The sequence below is a fragment of the Enterobacter sp. B79-1 genome (genome assembly GCF_057444735.1).
Genome location: NZ_JBYAZJ010000002.1, coordinates 442990 through 457331 on the forward strand (window position 1 = coordinate 442990; position 14342 = coordinate 457331).

The 14342-nt window shown below is 55.5% G+C and carries 15 protein-coding genes; 8 read left to right on the forward strand and 7 right to left on the reverse strand.

Translation table 11 applies throughout. The features are described from left to right. The first annotated feature begins 225 nt into the window (after positions 1 to 225). Together edd and kdgA are read left to right on the forward strand one after the other, a co-directional pair. On the forward strand, positions 226 to 2037 hold the full coding sequence (edd, locus tag AC2T6E_RS09905) for a phosphogluconate dehydratase (RefSeq protein ID WP_089598194.1): 1812 nt from the start codon (positions 226 to 228) through the stop codon (positions 2035 to 2037). A gap of 39 nt (positions 2038 to 2076) precedes the next feature. Beyond that, on the forward strand, positions 2077 to 2718 hold the full coding sequence (kdgA, locus tag AC2T6E_RS09910) for a bifunctional 4-hydroxy-2-oxoglutarate aldolase/2-dehydro-3-deoxy-phosphogluconate aldolase (RefSeq protein WP_006811025.1): 642 nt from the start codon (positions 2077 to 2079) through the stop codon (positions 2716 to 2718). Positions 2719 to 2759: 41 nt separating this feature from the next. Here the strand turns inward: kdgA and purT are convergent, their stop codons facing one another. After that, the gene (purT, locus tag AC2T6E_RS09915; RefSeq protein WP_486691514.1) at positions 2760 to 3938 is read right to left on the reverse strand and encodes a formate-dependent phosphoribosylglycinamide formyltransferase; all 1179 of its coding nucleotides are present in this window, start codon (positions 3936 to 3938) and stop codon (positions 2760 to 2762) included. 171 nt (positions 3939 to 4109) lie between these two features. On the opposite strand from purT, the gene AC2T6E_RS09920 reads away from it, so the two are divergent. Together AC2T6E_RS09920 and ptrB are read left to right on the forward strand one after the other, a co-directional pair. Beyond that, on the forward strand, positions 4110 to 4763 hold the full coding sequence (locus AC2T6E_RS09920; protein WP_486691516.1) for a tellurite resistance TerB family protein: 654 nt from the start codon (positions 4110 to 4112) through the stop codon (positions 4761 to 4763). 83 nt (positions 4764 to 4846) lie between these two features. Continuing rightward, the gene (gene ptrB / locus AC2T6E_RS09925; RefSeq protein ID WP_100166028.1) at positions 4847 to 6907 is read left to right on the forward strand and encodes an oligopeptidase B; all 2061 of its coding nucleotides are present in this window, start codon (positions 4847 to 4849) and stop codon (positions 6905 to 6907) included. Here ptrB and exoX read toward each other — a convergent pair. The 3 genes from exoX to AC2T6E_RS09940 form a co-directional block, all read right to left on the reverse strand. Continuing rightward, entirely contained in the window at positions 6904 to 7566 is a 663-nt protein-coding gene (gene exoX / locus AC2T6E_RS09930) for an exodeoxyribonuclease X (protein ID WP_010432611.1), read from the reverse strand. The genes ptrB and exoX overlap by 4 nt on opposite strands. Before the next feature lie 24 nt (positions 7567 to 7590). Further along, on the reverse strand, positions 7591 to 8241 hold the full coding sequence (locus tag AC2T6E_RS09935; protein WP_010432614.1) for a carbon-nitrogen hydrolase family protein: 651 nt from the start codon (positions 8239 to 8241) through the stop codon (positions 7591 to 7593). Positions 8242 to 8351: 110 nt separating this feature from the next. After that, complete coding sequence (locus AC2T6E_RS09940) at positions 8352 to 8582, reverse strand: DNA polymerase III subunit theta (protein ID WP_010432616.1); 231 nt, start codon at positions 8580 to 8582, stop codon at positions 8352 to 8354. A gap of 137 nt (positions 8583 to 8719) precedes the next feature. Here AC2T6E_RS09940 and yobA point away from each other — a divergent pair, with 137 nt between their 5' ends. From yobA to AC2T6E_RS09955, 3 genes are read left to right on the forward strand one after another with little or no spacing between them, the layout of a single operon-like run. Beyond that, a complete protein-coding gene (yobA, locus tag AC2T6E_RS09945; protein WP_010432619.1) occupies positions 8720 to 9091 on the forward strand; it encodes a CopC domain-containing protein YobA in 372 nt (123 codons plus the stop codon). Position 9092: 1 nt separating this feature from the next. Continuing rightward, positions 9093 to 9962 (forward strand): copper homeostasis membrane protein CopD, encoded by an 870-nt coding sequence (gene copD, locus AC2T6E_RS09950; protein WP_447854163.1) that lies wholly within the window; start codon positions 9093 to 9095, stop codon positions 9960 to 9962. Between the two features lie 16 nt (positions 9963 to 9978). After that, the gene (locus AC2T6E_RS09955; protein WP_010432621.1) at positions 9979 to 10317 is read left to right on the forward strand and encodes a YebY family protein; all 339 of its coding nucleotides are present in this window, start codon (positions 9979 to 9981) and stop codon (positions 10315 to 10317) included. Positions 10318 to 10683: 366 nt separating this feature from the next. Here AC2T6E_RS09955 and AC2T6E_RS09960 read toward each other — a convergent pair whose 3' ends face one another. Beyond that, a complete protein-coding gene (locus AC2T6E_RS09960) occupies positions 10684 to 11664 on the reverse strand; it encodes a VirK/YbjX family protein (RefSeq protein ID WP_215229985.1) in 981 nt (326 codons plus the stop codon). A gap of 166 nt (positions 11665 to 11830) precedes the next feature. On the opposite strand from AC2T6E_RS09960, the gene pphA reads away from it, so the two are divergent. Next, entirely contained in the window at positions 11831 to 12469 is a 639-nt protein-coding gene (gene pphA / locus AC2T6E_RS09965) for a protein-serine/threonine phosphatase (protein WP_262181770.1), read from the forward strand. A 34-nt stretch (positions 12470 to 12503) separates the two neighbouring features. Here the strand turns inward: pphA and AC2T6E_RS09970 are convergent, their stop codons facing one another. Next, a complete protein-coding gene (locus AC2T6E_RS09970) occupies positions 12504 to 12743 on the reverse strand; it encodes a YebV family protein (RefSeq protein ID WP_042717979.1) in 240 nt (79 codons plus the stop codon). A 104-nt stretch (positions 12744 to 12847) separates the two neighbouring features. Further along, a complete protein-coding gene (gene rsmF / locus AC2T6E_RS09975) occupies positions 12848 to 14311 on the reverse strand; it encodes a 16S rRNA (cytosine(1407)-C(5))-methyltransferase RsmF (RefSeq protein WP_486691523.1) in 1464 nt (487 codons plus the stop codon). Positions 14312 to 14342 lie beyond the last annotated feature (31 nt).

Sequence of the window (14342 nt, forward strand, 5' to 3'; positions counted from 1 at the left end):
CTAGCCCAAAGGTGTTATTTTACCGGTAACATGATCTAACACAGCTAGTGGCACATTTTTTAAACTTTTAAGCTCCGCGTGGATTCACCCGCGGAGCTTTTTTTATTACACTGCCGGAAGCGATTTTGCCCTTGAGCTCCGGACAGCAGGCGTTTCAGCGTTGTTAACAACTGCCAGCGACTTTGTACACTCCCGAGCCCAGACAAATAAATTAGAGGAGCTTTTATGAATCCGACATTGTTACGCGTAACACAACGCATCATTGAACGCTCGAAAGAGACCCGTTCCGCCTACCTCGCCCGTATTGAACAAGCAAAGAGTGAGACCGTCCACCGTTCGCAGTTGGCCTGCGGTAACCTCGCGCATGGTTTCGCCGCCTGCCAGCCGGGTGATAAAGATTCGCTGAAAAGCATGCTGCGTAACAATATCGCCATCATCACCTCCTACAACGATATGCTCTCCGCACACCAGCCGTATGAGGTCTATCCCACTATCATTCGTAACGCGCTGCACAGCGTCAATGCCGTGGGTCAGGTGGCAGGCGGTGTGCCCGCTATGTGCGACGGCGTGACGCAGGGACAGGACGGGATGGAGCTGTCGCTGCTGAGCCGCGAAGTGATTGCGATGTCTGCGGCGGTGGGCCTGTCTCACAATATGTTCGATGGCGCGCTCTATCTCGGCGTATGCGACAAAATCGTCCCTGGCCTGGTGATGGCAGCGCTGTCATTTGGTCATCTGCCCGCGATTTTCGTGCCGTCCGGCCCGATGGCGAGCGGTCTGCCAAATAAAGAAAAAGTGCGTATCCGCCAGCTCTACGCGGAAGGCAAAGCCGATCGTCAGGCGCTGCTGGAAGCGGAAGCCGCCTCCTACCATGCGCCAGGAACCTGTACCTTCTACGGTACGGCCAACACCAACCAGATGGTGGTGGAGTTCATGGGGATGCAGCTTCCTGGCTCGTCCTTTATCCAGCCGGATGCGCCGCTGCGAAAGGCGCTGACTGAAGCCGCGGCGCGTCAGGTGACGCGTCTGACCGGGAACGGCAACGACTGGATGCCGATGGGCAAAATGGTTGATGAGAAAGTCATCGTCAACGGGATTGTTGCACTGCTGGCAACCGGTGGTTCAACCAACCACACCATGCACCTGGTCGCGATGGCGCGCGCGGCGGGCATCCTGATCAACTGGGATGACTTCTCCGACATCTCCTCCGTGGTGCCGCTGATGGCGCGCCTGTACCCGAATGGTCCGGCAGACATCAACCACTTCCAGGCGGCGGGCGGCGTTCCTGTCCTGATGCGCGAGCTGCTGAAAGGCGGTCTGCTGCATGAAGACGTGAACACGGTGGCGGGCTTTGGCCTGCAGCGTTATACCCTCGAGCCTTGGCTGAACAACGGCGAGCTGGACTGGCGCGAAGGGGCGAGCGACTCTCTCGATCCTCAGGTAATCGCGACCTTCGAACAGCCGTTCTCGCGTCACGGTGGCACCAAAGTGCTGAGCGGTAACCTCGGTCGTGCAGTCATGAAGACCTCCGCCGTCCCGGAAGAGAACCAGATTATCGAAGCGCCTGCGGTGGTATTCGAAAGCCAGCACGACGTGCTGCCTGCCTTTGACGCGGGCCTGCTTGATAAAGACTGCGTGGTGGTGGTGCGTCATCAGGGGCCAAAAGCCAACGGGATGCCAGAATTACATAAACTTATGCCACCACTTGGTGTATTATTGGACCGCCGTTTCAAAATCGCGCTGGTGACCGATGGACGCCTTTCTGGCGCATCGGGTAAAGTGCCTTCTGCCATCCATGTGACCCCGGAAGCCTACGACGGTGGTTTGCTGGCGAAAGTGCGTGACGGTGACATGATCCGCGTGAACGGCCAGACAGGTGAGTTAACCCTGCTGGTCGATGATGCAGAGCTGGCAGCACGTCAGCCTCATATTCCTGACCTGAGCGCATCGCGCGTGGGTACCGGACGCGAAATGTTTGGCGCGCTGCGCGAGAAGCTGTCCGGCGCAGAGCAGGGCGCAACCTGTATTACGTTTTAAGACGACGTGTTTTTAACGATCTGGCGAGAGAAAACTCTGATGAAAAACTGGAAAACAAGTGCAGAAGCAATCCTGACCACTGGCCCTGTCGTGCCGGTCATCGTGGTGAACAAACTGGAGCACGCTGTCCCAATGGCGAAAGCGCTGGTTGCGGGCGGCGTTCGCGTCCTGGAAGTGACCCTGCGCACCGCGTGTGCGATGGACGCTATCCGCGCTATCGCCAAAGAAGTGCCGGATGCCATCATCGGTGCGGGTACCGTTCTGAATGCGCAGCAGCTGGCTGAAGTGACCGAAGCCGGTGCTCAGTTCGCGATCAGCCCGGGACTGACTGAGCCTCTGCTGAAAGCGGCAACCGAAGGTTCTATTCCTCTGATCCCTGGTATCAGCACCGTGTCTGAACTGATGCTGGGCATGGATTACGGTCTGAAAGAGTTTAAATTCTTCCCGGCTGAAGCCAACGGCGGCACCAAAGCGCTGCAGGCGATTGCGGGTCCATTCTCTCAGGTGCGTTTCTGCCCGACCGGCGGTATCTCTCCTGCCAACTACCGTGACTACCTGGCGCTGAAAAGCGTACTGTGTATCGGCGGTTCATGGCTGGTGCCAGCGGATGCGCTGGAAGCCGGTGACTGGGATCGCATCACCAAACTGGCTCGCGAAGCGGTTGAAGGTGCGAAACAGTAAGTTAATCGCAGCATGAAAAACGGGCCTTTCGGCCCGTTTTTTTATCCCTCTACCTTGACGTTCGCAGCGGCCGCTTTCGCTCTCGCCACGGCGTCGTCAACGTTATCCCCGGTGGCTAACGCTACGCCCAAACGACGGGTTCCGTCGATTTCCGGCTTACCGAACAAACGGATCTGCAATCCTGCACCTACCGCTCCGTCGACGTTATCAAACGTCACGTTCCGGCTGGTCAACTCGGGCAGGATCACTGCCGATGCCGCAGGACCGTACTGGCGAATGCCGCCAACAGGCAGGGCGAGGAAAGCGCGCACGTGCAGAGCGAACTCGGAGAGATCCTGCGAAATCAGCGTCACCATGCCGGTATCATGCGGGCGAGGGGAGACTTCGCTGAAAATCACCTCGTCGCCGCAAACAAACAGCTCTACGCCGAAGAGACCATAGCCGCCGAGCGCCAGGACGGCCCTGCGGGCGATCTCCTGCGCGCGCTCCAGCGCCAGAGCGCTCATCTGCTGCGGCTGCCAGGATTCACGGTAATCGCCGTCTTCCTGACGGTGGCCAATCGGGTCGCAGAAATGGACGCCATCAACGGCGCTAACGGTGAGCAGAGTGATTTCGAAATCAAACTTCACGACGCCCTCAACGATCACGCGACCGGCTCCGGCACGACCGCCCTGCTGGGCGTAATCCCACGCGTTATCCAGCGTGCTGCTGTCCCGAATAAAGCTCTGTCCTTTACCGGAGGAGCTCATCACCGGCTTAATGATGCACGGGTAGCCAATCTCCTCTACGGCCTGCAGGAATGCGGCTTTATCGCCAGCAAAACGGTAGCTTGACGTGGGCAACTCCAGCTCTTCTGCGGCCAGGCGGCGAATGCCCTCGCGGTTCATGGTGAGCTTCGCGGCGTTGGCGCAGGGCACCACGCGCTGGCCTTCCTGCTCAAGAGCAATGAGCGTGTCGGTGGCAATGGCTTCAATTTCCGGCACGACGAAATCGGGTTTCTCGCGCGTAATCAGCTCGCGAAGGGCATCGCCATCCAGCATGTTAATGACATAAGAACGATGGGCAACGTGCATCGCGGGGGCGTCGGCGTAACGGTCTACGGCAATGACTTCAATGCCCAAACGCTGGCATTCAATAGCGACCTCTTTACCCAGTTCACCCGAGCCCAAAAGCATCACACGTGTCGCCGCAGGTCGCAGCGCGGTTCCTAAACGAGTCATAAAAATCCCCCTGAAAAAGTTGCGGGCAGTATAAACGAAAACGTTTGCGTCTGTCTTGCGCGCGGGGTCTTTCATCGCACAACAATTTGCGCTTCTTTAGCGCAGGCAGACATTTCCTGACACCCACTCGCTTAGGCTGAGAGCAATATGCACGGTTAAGTGAGGGAAATCATGTCAGGCTGGTTAAATCAATTGCAATCCATGTTGGGTCAGAAAGGCATGTCGTCGGGTGAGCAAGGGCTCAGCAAGCTTCTGGTACCGGGCGCGCTGGGAGGGCTGGCGGGGCTGCTGGTCGCCAATAAGTCATCGCGTAAGCTGCTGGCAAAATATGGCACTGGCGCGCTCCTGGCGGGGGGCGGAGCCATCGCGGGTACCGTCCTGTGGAACAAATACAAGGACAAAGTGCGCACCGCGCATCAGGGTGAACCGCACTACGGCGAGCACGTCTCCCCGCTGGACATCCGAACGGAGCGGCTCATTCTGGCACTGGTGTTTGCGGCCAAAAGCGACGGGCATATTGATAGCATAGAGCGTGCGGCGATAGAGCAGCAGATGCGTGAGGCCGGTGTGGAAGAGCAGGGGAGAGCGCTGGTTGCACAGGCCATCGAACAGCCTCTCGATCCCCAGCGTCTGGCGCAAAGCGTGAAGAACGAAGAAGAGGCGCTGGAACTCTATTTTCTGAGCTGCGCGGCTATCGATGTCGATCACTTTATGGAGCGCAGCTACCTGAATGCGCTCGGCGATGCGCTGAAGATCCCTCAGGATGTTCGTGAGGGTATTGAGCAGGATATTCAGCAGCAAAAACAGACGTTACAGGCCGGGTAATCATCTGATGTGGTCATGTTTCGCTTGCATCATGCGCGTGTTTTGCCAACCTTATAGGGTGTAAAACTCAAAAGAATCATGACATGCCACCGAAAGCCCGACGTACTCCTTATGCGATCACCACGCATGGTGATACGCGCATAGACCACTATTACTGGCTGCGGGATGACTCGCGTTCCCAGCCAGACGTGCTCGACTATCTGCACCAGGAAAACGACTATGGCCGCAAGGTCATGTCCAGCCAGCAGGCGCTGCAGGATCAGCTGCTGAATGAAATGGTGCAGCGTATCCCCCAGCGCGATGTGTCTGCCCCCTGGACCAAAAACGGTTATCGCTACCGTCATATCTATGAGCCCGGCAATGAATACCCCATCTATCAGCGCCAGTCGGTGCTATGTGCCGAATGGGACGAATGGGAAATCCTGCTGGACGCCAACCAGCGTGCCGCTCACAGTGAATTCTATACGCTGGGCGGTATGTCGGTGTCGCCAGATAACGCCATTATGGCGCTCGCAGAAGACTATCTTTCTCGCCGACAGTACGGACTGCGCTTCCGCAATCTCGAGTCGGGGAACTGGTATCCGGAAATGCTGGAGAATATCTCCCCGGATTTTGTCTGGGCGAATGATTCTGAAACGGTCTACTACGTCAAAAAGCATGCGTCCACGCTGCTGCCTTATCAGGTCTGGCGGCACACCGTAGGGACGGATTCTGCCGATGATGAACTGGTGTACGAAGAGAAAGACGAAACGTTTTACGTCAGCCTGCACAAAACCTCATCGCGTCACTATGTGATTATTTACCTGGCCAGCGCCACCACCTCGGAAGTCCTGCTGCTGGATGCCGAACTGCCTGATGCGCAGCCGCTCTGTTTCCTGCCGCGCCGAAAAGATCATGAGTACAGTCTTGACCATTTTCAGCACAGTTTTTACCTGCGATCGAATCGCGAGGGTAAAAACTTCGGCCTCTACAAAACCAAAGTGCGTGATGAGCGCAAGTGGGAGGTGTTGATCCCCGCGCGGGAGCAGGTGATGCTGGAAGGCTTTACGCTCTTTACCGACTGGCTGGTGGTGGAAGAACGTCAGCGGGGGTTGACCAGTATCCGCCAAATCAACAGGAAAACGCGGGAGGTTGTGGGAATTGCCTTCGACGATCCGGCCTATGTCACGTGGATTGGCTTCAACCCTGAACCGGAATCGTCGCGCCTGCGTTATGGCTACTCTTCAATGACGACGCCGGACACCCTATTTGAACTGGATATGGACACCGGGCAGCGCCAGGTGATTAAACAGGCTGAAGTAAAAGGATTTGAGTCGGATAACTACCGCAGCGAACACCTGTGGGTGACCGCCCGCGATGGCGTTGAGGTGCCAGTCTCCCTGGTGTATCACAAGGCGCATTTTAACAAGGGCAAAAACCCTCTTCTGGTTTACGGCTACGGCTCCTACGGCTCCAGTATGGATGCGGATTTCAGCGGCAGCCGTTTGAGCCTACTCGACCGCGGCTTTGTCTATGCTATTGCCCACGTGCGCGGTGGCGGTGAACTGGGCCAGCACTGGTATGAAGAGGGGAAATTCCTGAAGAAGAAAAACACTTTCAACGACTATCTCGACGTCTGTGATGCCCTCATCGAACAAGGCTATGGCGACCCGACGCTCTGCTTTGGGATGGGAGGAAGCGCGGGCGGCATGCTGATGGGGGCCGTGATTAATCAACGCCCTGAGCGCTTTAAGGGCATCATCGCGCAGGTTCCGTTTGTCGATGTGGTGACCACCATGCTGGATGAGTCCATCCCGTTAACCACGGGAGAATTTGAAGAGTGGGGGAACCCTCAGGACGAAATCTATTATCGCTACATGAAAGAGTACAGCCCCTACGATAACGTGGAGGCGAAAGCGTATCCGCATCTGCTGGTCACCACCGGCCTGCATGATTCACAGGTGCAATACTGGGAACCTGCAAAATGGGTGGCGAAACTGCGTGAACTGAAAACCGACGATAATCTGCTGCTGCTCTGTACCGACATGGACTCCGGGCACGGGGGGAAATCAGGGCGATTTAAATCCTATGAAGGCGTCGCGCTGGAGTACGCGTTCCTGATTGGCCTGGCGCAGGATACGCTGCCAGGCCGCGCAGAACGTTAGGCGTCGCCCAGATAGTGCTTCAGCGTCAGGCGAAGCTCCGGGCTCATTCTGTCGAGGTTGTTATACAGCCAGCGCAGATAACCCGGATCTTTATCCGCCACTTCCGACACCGGTTTGCCGCGATATTTCCCAAAGGTAAAGGTGGTCAGTAACGCAGGGCGTCCGGTGATGGTTGCCATATCATCCGGCGTCCAGCCAGAGATATTCATAATATCAATCAGCAACGCGGCGGTGATATAGCAGTCATAGAGGGCGCGGTGATGGTGCAGCCCCTCGGGCGTCCTGACGCTGAGCTTGCGGGATTTATACAGCGCCATATTGCTGTATTTAATCCCCGGCCACAGTCGACGAGCCAGCTTCATGGTGCAAATCCATTCGCCCGGCATTTCCGGAAGAACACGACGATCAAAGCTGGCGTTATGTGCGACATACCACGGGCTGCCGTAATAATGCGGTATGATCTCTTCAATCCATGGCTTGTCCGCCACCATCGACTCCGTAATGCGATGGATTGCCATCGCCTGCGGACTTATCGGACGGTCGGGACGCACCAGGTGGCTCATCGGGTTGACTATCTTTCCGTCAACCACATCGACTGAAGCCACTTCTACTATTCCGCCCTGCAGATCGCAGGTTTCGGTATCGATGACGCGCAGCATTGATCGCTCCTGACCCTAAAACGCTTAGCCTAAAGGAATGATATCGCCTTGCCAACCCTGTCTGCCAAGAGATCCGGTTAAGAGCAGTTCGCCTTTGTCGGCGCGAACGATCAACTGACCTTTTTCATCCCATAATGCACTGCCGCTGCGGGCGTTGGCCATCAATACCGCAATAGCATACTTATGCGCGAAGCGCTGCAATGTGCTGATGGACTGCCGCCAGCGGTTATCGCCCACCGCCTGGCAGCTGGTAAATAACGTGGCTTGCGGATCGAGGTTAGGGGTGTCTGACTGGGTATCGATAATGGTGAGCTGTTTATCCCCCGGGATCAGACTTGCCCCGCTTCCCTGAGGATAACGGAGGACAGTATCGAGATGGGGCGTAAAGAGGGCGAGCCCTTTCTGACGCTGGCCCTGATGAACGAGCGTCAGCCCTGCAATAACCGTTATATTGTGTGACTGCGCGGCGTGAAGGAGTGGGGCGAGCTGCAGATCGTCGGGCGGCGCGGGCAGGTCAGCCTCGCCGGGGCCTGTTAATGAGAGTTCAGGAAACACCAGCAGCTGACACTGCTGTCGCGCCGCTTCGTCAATGAAACGGAGGTGGTGTTTTACATGGCTATCCACACTGGGGTGCTGTGCGGCATATTGAGCTGCTGCAATATTCCATCGAGACATCGTGACTTCCTTATACACTGAGTCGCCGGGATTTAAGAATACACCTAATTTTATAAGGGTTTTCTTATCCTGCCATAATCCGCGTAAGGAAGTGTAATGCGTCGTTAAGCTTATTTAACTTTAGGTTCGTACGGCAGTCGCGAGAGATTAACCGAGGCCAGGCGATGCGCAATCAGGCGTTCTCGAAACCAGTCGCGCAAGTGCGCGGGTTGTTCACGCTCGACAACTTCAGCCACGATGGGCATGTTGTAGCGTTCTTTAAATGCCACGCCAGCGGCAGCGAGATCGACATTGACTTTGTCCATCTCGTCCTGAGGAAGGGCAGCCAGATTAATGTTCATTACCTTCTCCTTTTTATGCGGCGGCAACGTTACCGCGATTGGATGACGATGACAAGCGAAGGGAGGATGATCCTCGACTCGTTTATTATACAGCGTTATTCTTTACCTTACAGGCATAACAAAAAGGAATGATTGTGATGGATTTCTCCTCTTCCCGCGCGGTGCGCGCGCTCACTTTATTGATCGCGTCGGCAGTGACGCCCGCCGTTCTGGCACACGCGCATCTCAAACAGCAATCCCCGGCGGCCAATACTCAGGTAGCGGCCCCGCAGACCCTTACGCTGAACTTCTCCGAAGGTATTGAACCGGCATTTAGCGGCGTTGTGGTGACCGACGCGCAACAGCAGGTGATGAAAACCGGTACCGCTAAGCGGGATGAAAAAGACAACGCCCGGCTGGTTGTGCCACTGGAACAACCGCTGGCGGCGGGCACCTATCAGGTGGACTGGCATGTGGTCTCAGTTGATGGCCACAAAACCAAAGGCAGCTATCACTTTAGCGTGAAGTAATATGCTGGCGCTGGTCTATGTGGCGTTACGCTTCATCCATTTCGGCGCGTTGATGCTGATTTTTGGCAATGCGCTCTACAGCGTCTGGTTTGCGCCGTCGTCACTGCAACGCCTGATGCTGAGACGCTTTCAGGCGCAGCAGAAAATGGCCGCGTTAATCAGCCTGGTGACCGCACTCCTGATGTTTGCGGTGCAGGGCGGAATGATGGGCAACGGCTGGCCCGATGTGCTGAGTACGGATATCTGGCGGAGCGTGCTGGGGACGCAGTTTGGCGGCGTCTGGCTGTGGCAAATCATTCTGGCCATCATCACCGCCGGTGCCGCGTGGCTGGCACCCCAAAAAGGTTCGCGTCTGTTGCTGCTTGCGATGGGGCAGTTTGTCCTGCTGGCGGGCGTCGGGCATGCGGCAATGGATGACGGAGCGCCTGGAGCACTGCACCGCCTTAATCATGCGATCCATCTCCTCTGCGCGGCAACCTGGCTTGGAGGATTGTTACCGCTGCTGTTTTGCATGCATCTCTCGAGCGGACGCTGGCAGACGGCGGCGGTCTATACCATGATGCGTTTTTCCCGCGTGGGGCACTATGCCGTGGCTGGCGTGATATTCACGGGTATCATTAACGCGCTGTTTATTACCGGCATCAATGTGCCCTGGCAGGCGGGCTACGTAAAAATGTTGTTGTTCAAATGTGCGCTGGTGGCGTTGATGGTGGTAATTGCGCTGGCGAATCGGTATTTTCTGGTGCCACGCTTTCGTCCGGATGCCGGATGGGAGCAAACCCTTTTTATCAGGATGACACAGGCAGAAGTGGTGCTGGGCGCGTTGGTACTGGCCACGGTCAGTCTGTTTGCGACCTGGGAACCCTTTTGACAAGGTTTAAAGACATATGAAAAAGACACTACTTTCTCTTTTACTGTTGGCCTGCACCGGCAGTGCGCTGGCAGCGCCGCAGGTGATCACCGTCAGCCGTTTTGAGGTGGGTAAGGAAAAATGGGCCTTCAATCGTGAAGAGGTGATGCTGACCTGCCGTCCTGGCCACGCCCTGTACGCGATCAACCCAAGCACGCTGGTGCAATACCCGCTAAACGATACCGCAGAGCAGCAGGTTGCCAGCGGTAAGAGTAACGGACAACCGATTAGCATTATCCAGATCGACGATCCCGCTAAACCTGGCCAGAAGATGAGCCTGGCACCGTTTATCGAGCGCGCTGATAAACTTTGCTAACGCCAATGTTTCCAATAAAAAACCGCAGATGCTAGCGAAAGCACTGCGGTTTTTTACGTTTAATGATGATTCGACGCTTTTTTTCAGGCCACTTTAGCTGTGGACTGGAAAACCTGGCGTCGTCATCTATTCTTAAAAGGCAAGGCGACTTAGCCTGCATTAATGCCAACTTTTAGCGCACGGCTCTCTCCCAAGAGCCATTTCCCTGGACCGAATACAGGAATCGTATTCGGTCTCTTTTTATCTGCATGAAAGTAAACGATAAAATCCGATTATCGACCTCTGCAGCGAGCACATTTCCTGTGCGCCTGGTTCAAACATACCACAACACGGCAGGCCAAAGTCCAGCCCTTTTTGACTGTTTTGTTAAATTCTTGTGCGTAGTTGGCGAAAGCCCTCAGTAGTCTGGAAGCGAGAACTCATCGATCCCGCGATATCATCCAGCAGCTCGAAGCGGCGACGATATTCAGCCCGCTTTTTACTGGCAATCTCTTCCAGAGATTTTCGTTCCACCTGTAGAGGGAGTTGCCAGCAGAAAGGTGAAAGCTTACGGCCGTTAAGCGTTTCCCAGAATTCATCATAGCTGGCGTGGAAATGTCGACCTTTGCTCAGGCGATAGCGCAACGCGCGGAACACGTGTCCCTCATCGCTGACGGCGAAAATGGCGTGAATATTCGCCTGTGCGGCCAGCTGGAAAATCACTTCCATCAGGACGCGCTTAGGGAACAGGCCGTGGCAGGCTCGGGTGGCCTGCTTGATCGCTTCCCGCGATACGTTGCGGCGCGGTCCCTGAAGTCCGCCAATGACCAGCACTGGCCGACCGTGGCTGCGCGCGACGCAAAACGTCAGGCTGGCGAGCAAGGTATTATCGCTGTCATGGAGCCACAGCGTACTCTCGCCTTCACGCTCGGCTTTGCCGGCGGAGGAAGCATTGACGGTATAGGTCACGTCGTTTTTTGCCTGAAATTGCACAATGCACTGCTCGTGCGGGCTCGTCAGGGCGTGGCCAAGATCGCTGTTCTTCAGGCTATCGATCCAGTGATAGTGACTGACAACAGCGTCGGCGCGATCGCCAGGACGCAGGCCGCGCATCAGGTACTGGCGGTGGGTTTTACTCGGTAACGTGATTTGCGATGCCAGCAGCCTGTCAAAATCATCGCGTCCTGATAGCGTGTCCAGCATGCGATGGGTGGAAGCGCGGAATAACAGTGAGCGCAGAAGAAATTTCAGCCGGTAGTCGCGCTTCTGCCAGATTGGCCCCGGAACGCGTTTTCCTTTCACCAACTCGGAGATGATATTTGTGCGACAGGGATACAGCACATCGTTTTGCAGGTGTATGTTAGACACGTTAAGACCTCTCATTCTATTTCGCTCTATTTTAGAGGGGCGGGAATAAGGGATTAATAGCCCGACGATCTTTATTTCCGTTTGGTTGAAGGTTTGTTTGGGTTGGTAAAAACGATGTCGGGACAGGATATTTTCTGCTGCAGCTATACTCTTTAAAGGAGGCGTTATGTATCAGAAAATTGAGGGTAAAAACTGGCGTCACGTCTGGGTTGTTAGCGATATTCATGGCTGCTATCAATGGCTTATGGACGCACTGAAGCGTCGACATTTCAATCCTTACGAGGATCTTTTGATTTCCGTTGGTGATATTATCGATCGCGGCCCCGATTGCGTGAAATGTTTACAGCTTATGGACGAAAAATGGTTTCGGGCGGTGCGAGGCAATCATGAACAAATGGCGCTGGATGCAATAGAAAATAATGATTTTGCGCTTTGGATGTCAAATGGCGGCATATGGTTTTCAGCGCTCGAAGACAAACGGAACGCTCTGAGGCTACTCAACGCGTGTCGGGACTTACCGCATATTATTGAAATCACCTGCGCAAACGGTCTGAATGTTATTGCTCATGCGGATTATCCGGCAGCGGAGTATGTCTGGAATAAACCGGTCAGCGCGCAGCGGGTGCTGTGGGATCGTGACCGTTTAATGGGGTTTATGGTGGGTAAAGGGCAGGGGATCAAGGGGGCGGATCATTTCTGGTTCGGTCATACGCCGCTGGATAAACGCTATGACTTTAACAATCTGCACTATATCGACACCGGTGCGGTGTTCGATGGCTTCCTTACGCTGGTTCAGCTGCAGTAATAAATAACCCGCCTTCGGGCGGGTTCACTTTAGGTCAGGCAAGACGCAAGACCCAGGCATCGGTGTTACGGTCGTAATGCTCGCGGTAAAGGACTGAATGTTCTCCGTCAAGGATCGCCGGGACGCTGGTATCGGCATCCCAGGCATCCAGTTGCATGCACAAATCCGGGTCGGATTTGCAGGGAATACTTAACGTTCGATCGCCTTGTGCTTCGCCGCGCAATTCTGCGTCGTCGATTTCAAAAGCGCCAATACGCACGCTGGTTTTCGTCATAGTGCTCTCCGGGTTCGTTGCAAAAATCTGGTATGACCAGTACGGGCATCCATTTTTTAGCCTAGACAAGGAGAGCAAAATCGCCAGTAAAAAAATGCGCTTTTTTAGTCGGTGCGAGTGTTACCCGTAAACAAGCGACCATCGCGAACCAGCTCGCGCGGATAATTATTTTTCAGCCGTGACCCGATCTTTTTCGCCTGCCCCAGCGGGAACCCCTGATAGGTGACAATGACCTCATCCTGGGACGGGGGGCTTTCAGGATAAACATCACGGCCGCGATACCACTCTTCGGCTTCCTGATGCGTCAACTCAAAGGTGTTGTCGCTACCCGCCAGCGCAATAACCGCCTCGTGCTGCCAGCGGTACCCTTTGTTGTGTACTTCCGCCAGGCGGATACCGATACGGGAAAAGCGGACTTTACCGATAAGCGGCTCAATGTGTGCCGGGAACAGCCATATCTCTTTATCACGTATCCAGAGATGCAAACTCTCGTCCCAGACCAGCCCAACCCTGTTGGCGGCGGCTTCAAGCTGCGCGGCATCGCGACCTTTAAGCGGCGCAAACGGGAAATTACCGACTTTGAATTTTGGTATTGGCAGGGGAGCCACCGCCTGCGTTTTACGCAGACGTGCGACAAAGAACCCTTCACAGTCGTAAATTTGTGGGAATACGTGGAGGAAACCATCGGGCGTGGCCGCCTCATGTGCCGTGGGGAATAAGTCATTAAGGGGCAAGAACTCGACCGCATCAGGGTATTGTGCTTTCAACCACAGACAGACCTCTTCGTTCTCATCGCGGTTTAAGGTGCACGTTGAGTAGACCAGCGTGCCGCCGGGACGCAACGCGTGAAACGCACTCTCAATCAGCTCGCGCTGCGTGGCAGCGATATCCAGGTTGCTTTCCACCGACCAGTTTTTGAGTGCATCAGGATCTTTGCGCACCACGCCCTCGCCGGAGCAGGGAGCATCCAACAGAATGGCATCGAATGCCTCCGGCAAGGCGGCACCGAATACGCGGCCGTCAAAATGCGTCAGGGCCACGTTATGGATACCGCAGCGGCTGATATTGGCGTGGAGCACCTTCACACGGCTGGCGGAAAACTCGTTGGCGAGAATCGCCCCGCGGTTGCCCATGCGTGCGGCAATCTGCGTGGTTTTTGAGCCGGGTGCGGCGGCGACATCCATCACGCGTTCGGGCGCATTACCCTCAGCGAACAGGGCGGCAACCGGCAGCATCGAACTCGCTTCCTGAATATAAAACAGTCCGCTCAGATGTTCAGCGGTGCTGCCCAGCGGTAAAGCGTCCTCGTCGTCGCGCTCGATCCAGAAACCTTCTTCACACCATGGCACCGGCGTAAGTTGCCAGCCATACGGCGACACCAGCGTCAGAAAATCGGTCACGCTGATTTTGAGCGTATTGATGCGGATGCTACGACGCAACGGGCGCTGGCACGCGGCGATAAAATCATCGAAGGAAAGATGAGAAGGAAGCGCCTCGCGCATCTGCGCCAGGAATTGTTCAGGAAGAAATACGGAGTTTTGAGCCACGGGCACACCACAGGGAAACATTCAGGCGCGCAGTGTAACATAAAGGCTCCGG

What these genes read in the sequence shown, in the direction of transcription:
- rsmF (WP_486691523.1), bottom strand. Translation starts at nt 14,311, where the DNA reads ATGTTTCCCTGTGGTGTGCCCGTGGCTCAAAACTCCGTATTTCTTCCT.
- purT (WP_486691514.1), bottom strand. Translation starts at nt 3,938, where the DNA reads ATGACTCGTTTAGGAACCGCGCTGCGACCTGCGGCGACACGTGTGATG.
- AC2T6E_RS09920 (WP_486691516.1), top strand. Translation starts at nt 4,110, where the DNA reads ATGTCAGGCTGGTTAAATCAATTGCAATCCATGTTGGGTCAGAAAGGC.
- yobA (WP_010432619.1), top strand. Translation starts at nt 8,720, where the DNA reads ATGGATTTCTCCTCTTCCCGCGCGGTGCGCGCGCTCACTTTATTGATC.
- exoX (WP_010432611.1), bottom strand. Translation starts at nt 7,566, where the DNA reads ATGCTGCGCGTCATCGATACCGAAACCTGCGATCTGCAGGGCGGAATA.
- copD (WP_447854163.1), top strand. Translation starts at nt 9,093, where the DNA reads ATGCTGGCGCTGGTCTATGTGGCGTTACGCTTCATCCATTTCGGCGCG.
- AC2T6E_RS09955 (WP_010432621.1), top strand. Translation starts at nt 9,979, where the DNA reads ATGAAAAAGACACTACTTTCTCTTTTACTGTTGGCCTGCACCGGCAGT.
- ptrB (WP_100166028.1), top strand. Translation starts at nt 4,847, where the DNA reads ATGCCACCGAAAGCCCGACGTACTCCTTATGCGATCACCACGCATGGT.
- AC2T6E_RS09935 (WP_010432614.1), bottom strand. Translation starts at nt 8,241, where the DNA reads ATGTCTCGATGGAATATTGCAGCAGCTCAATATGCCGCACAGCACCCC.
- AC2T6E_RS09940 (WP_010432616.1), bottom strand. Translation starts at nt 8,582, where the DNA reads ATGAACATTAATCTGGCTGCCCTTCCTCAGGACGAGATGGACAAAGTC.
- edd (WP_089598194.1), top strand. Translation starts at nt 226, where the DNA reads ATGAATCCGACATTGTTACGCGTAACACAACGCATCATTGAACGCTCG.
- pphA (WP_262181770.1), top strand. Translation starts at nt 11,831, where the DNA reads ATGTATCAGAAAATTGAGGGTAAAAACTGGCGTCACGTCTGGGTTGTT.
- kdgA (WP_006811025.1), top strand. Translation starts at nt 2,077, where the DNA reads ATGAAAAACTGGAAAACAAGTGCAGAAGCAATCCTGACCACTGGCCCT.
- AC2T6E_RS09970 (WP_042717979.1), bottom strand. Translation starts at nt 12,743, where the DNA reads ATGACGAAAACCAGCGTGCGTATTGGCGCTTTTGAAATCGACGACGCA.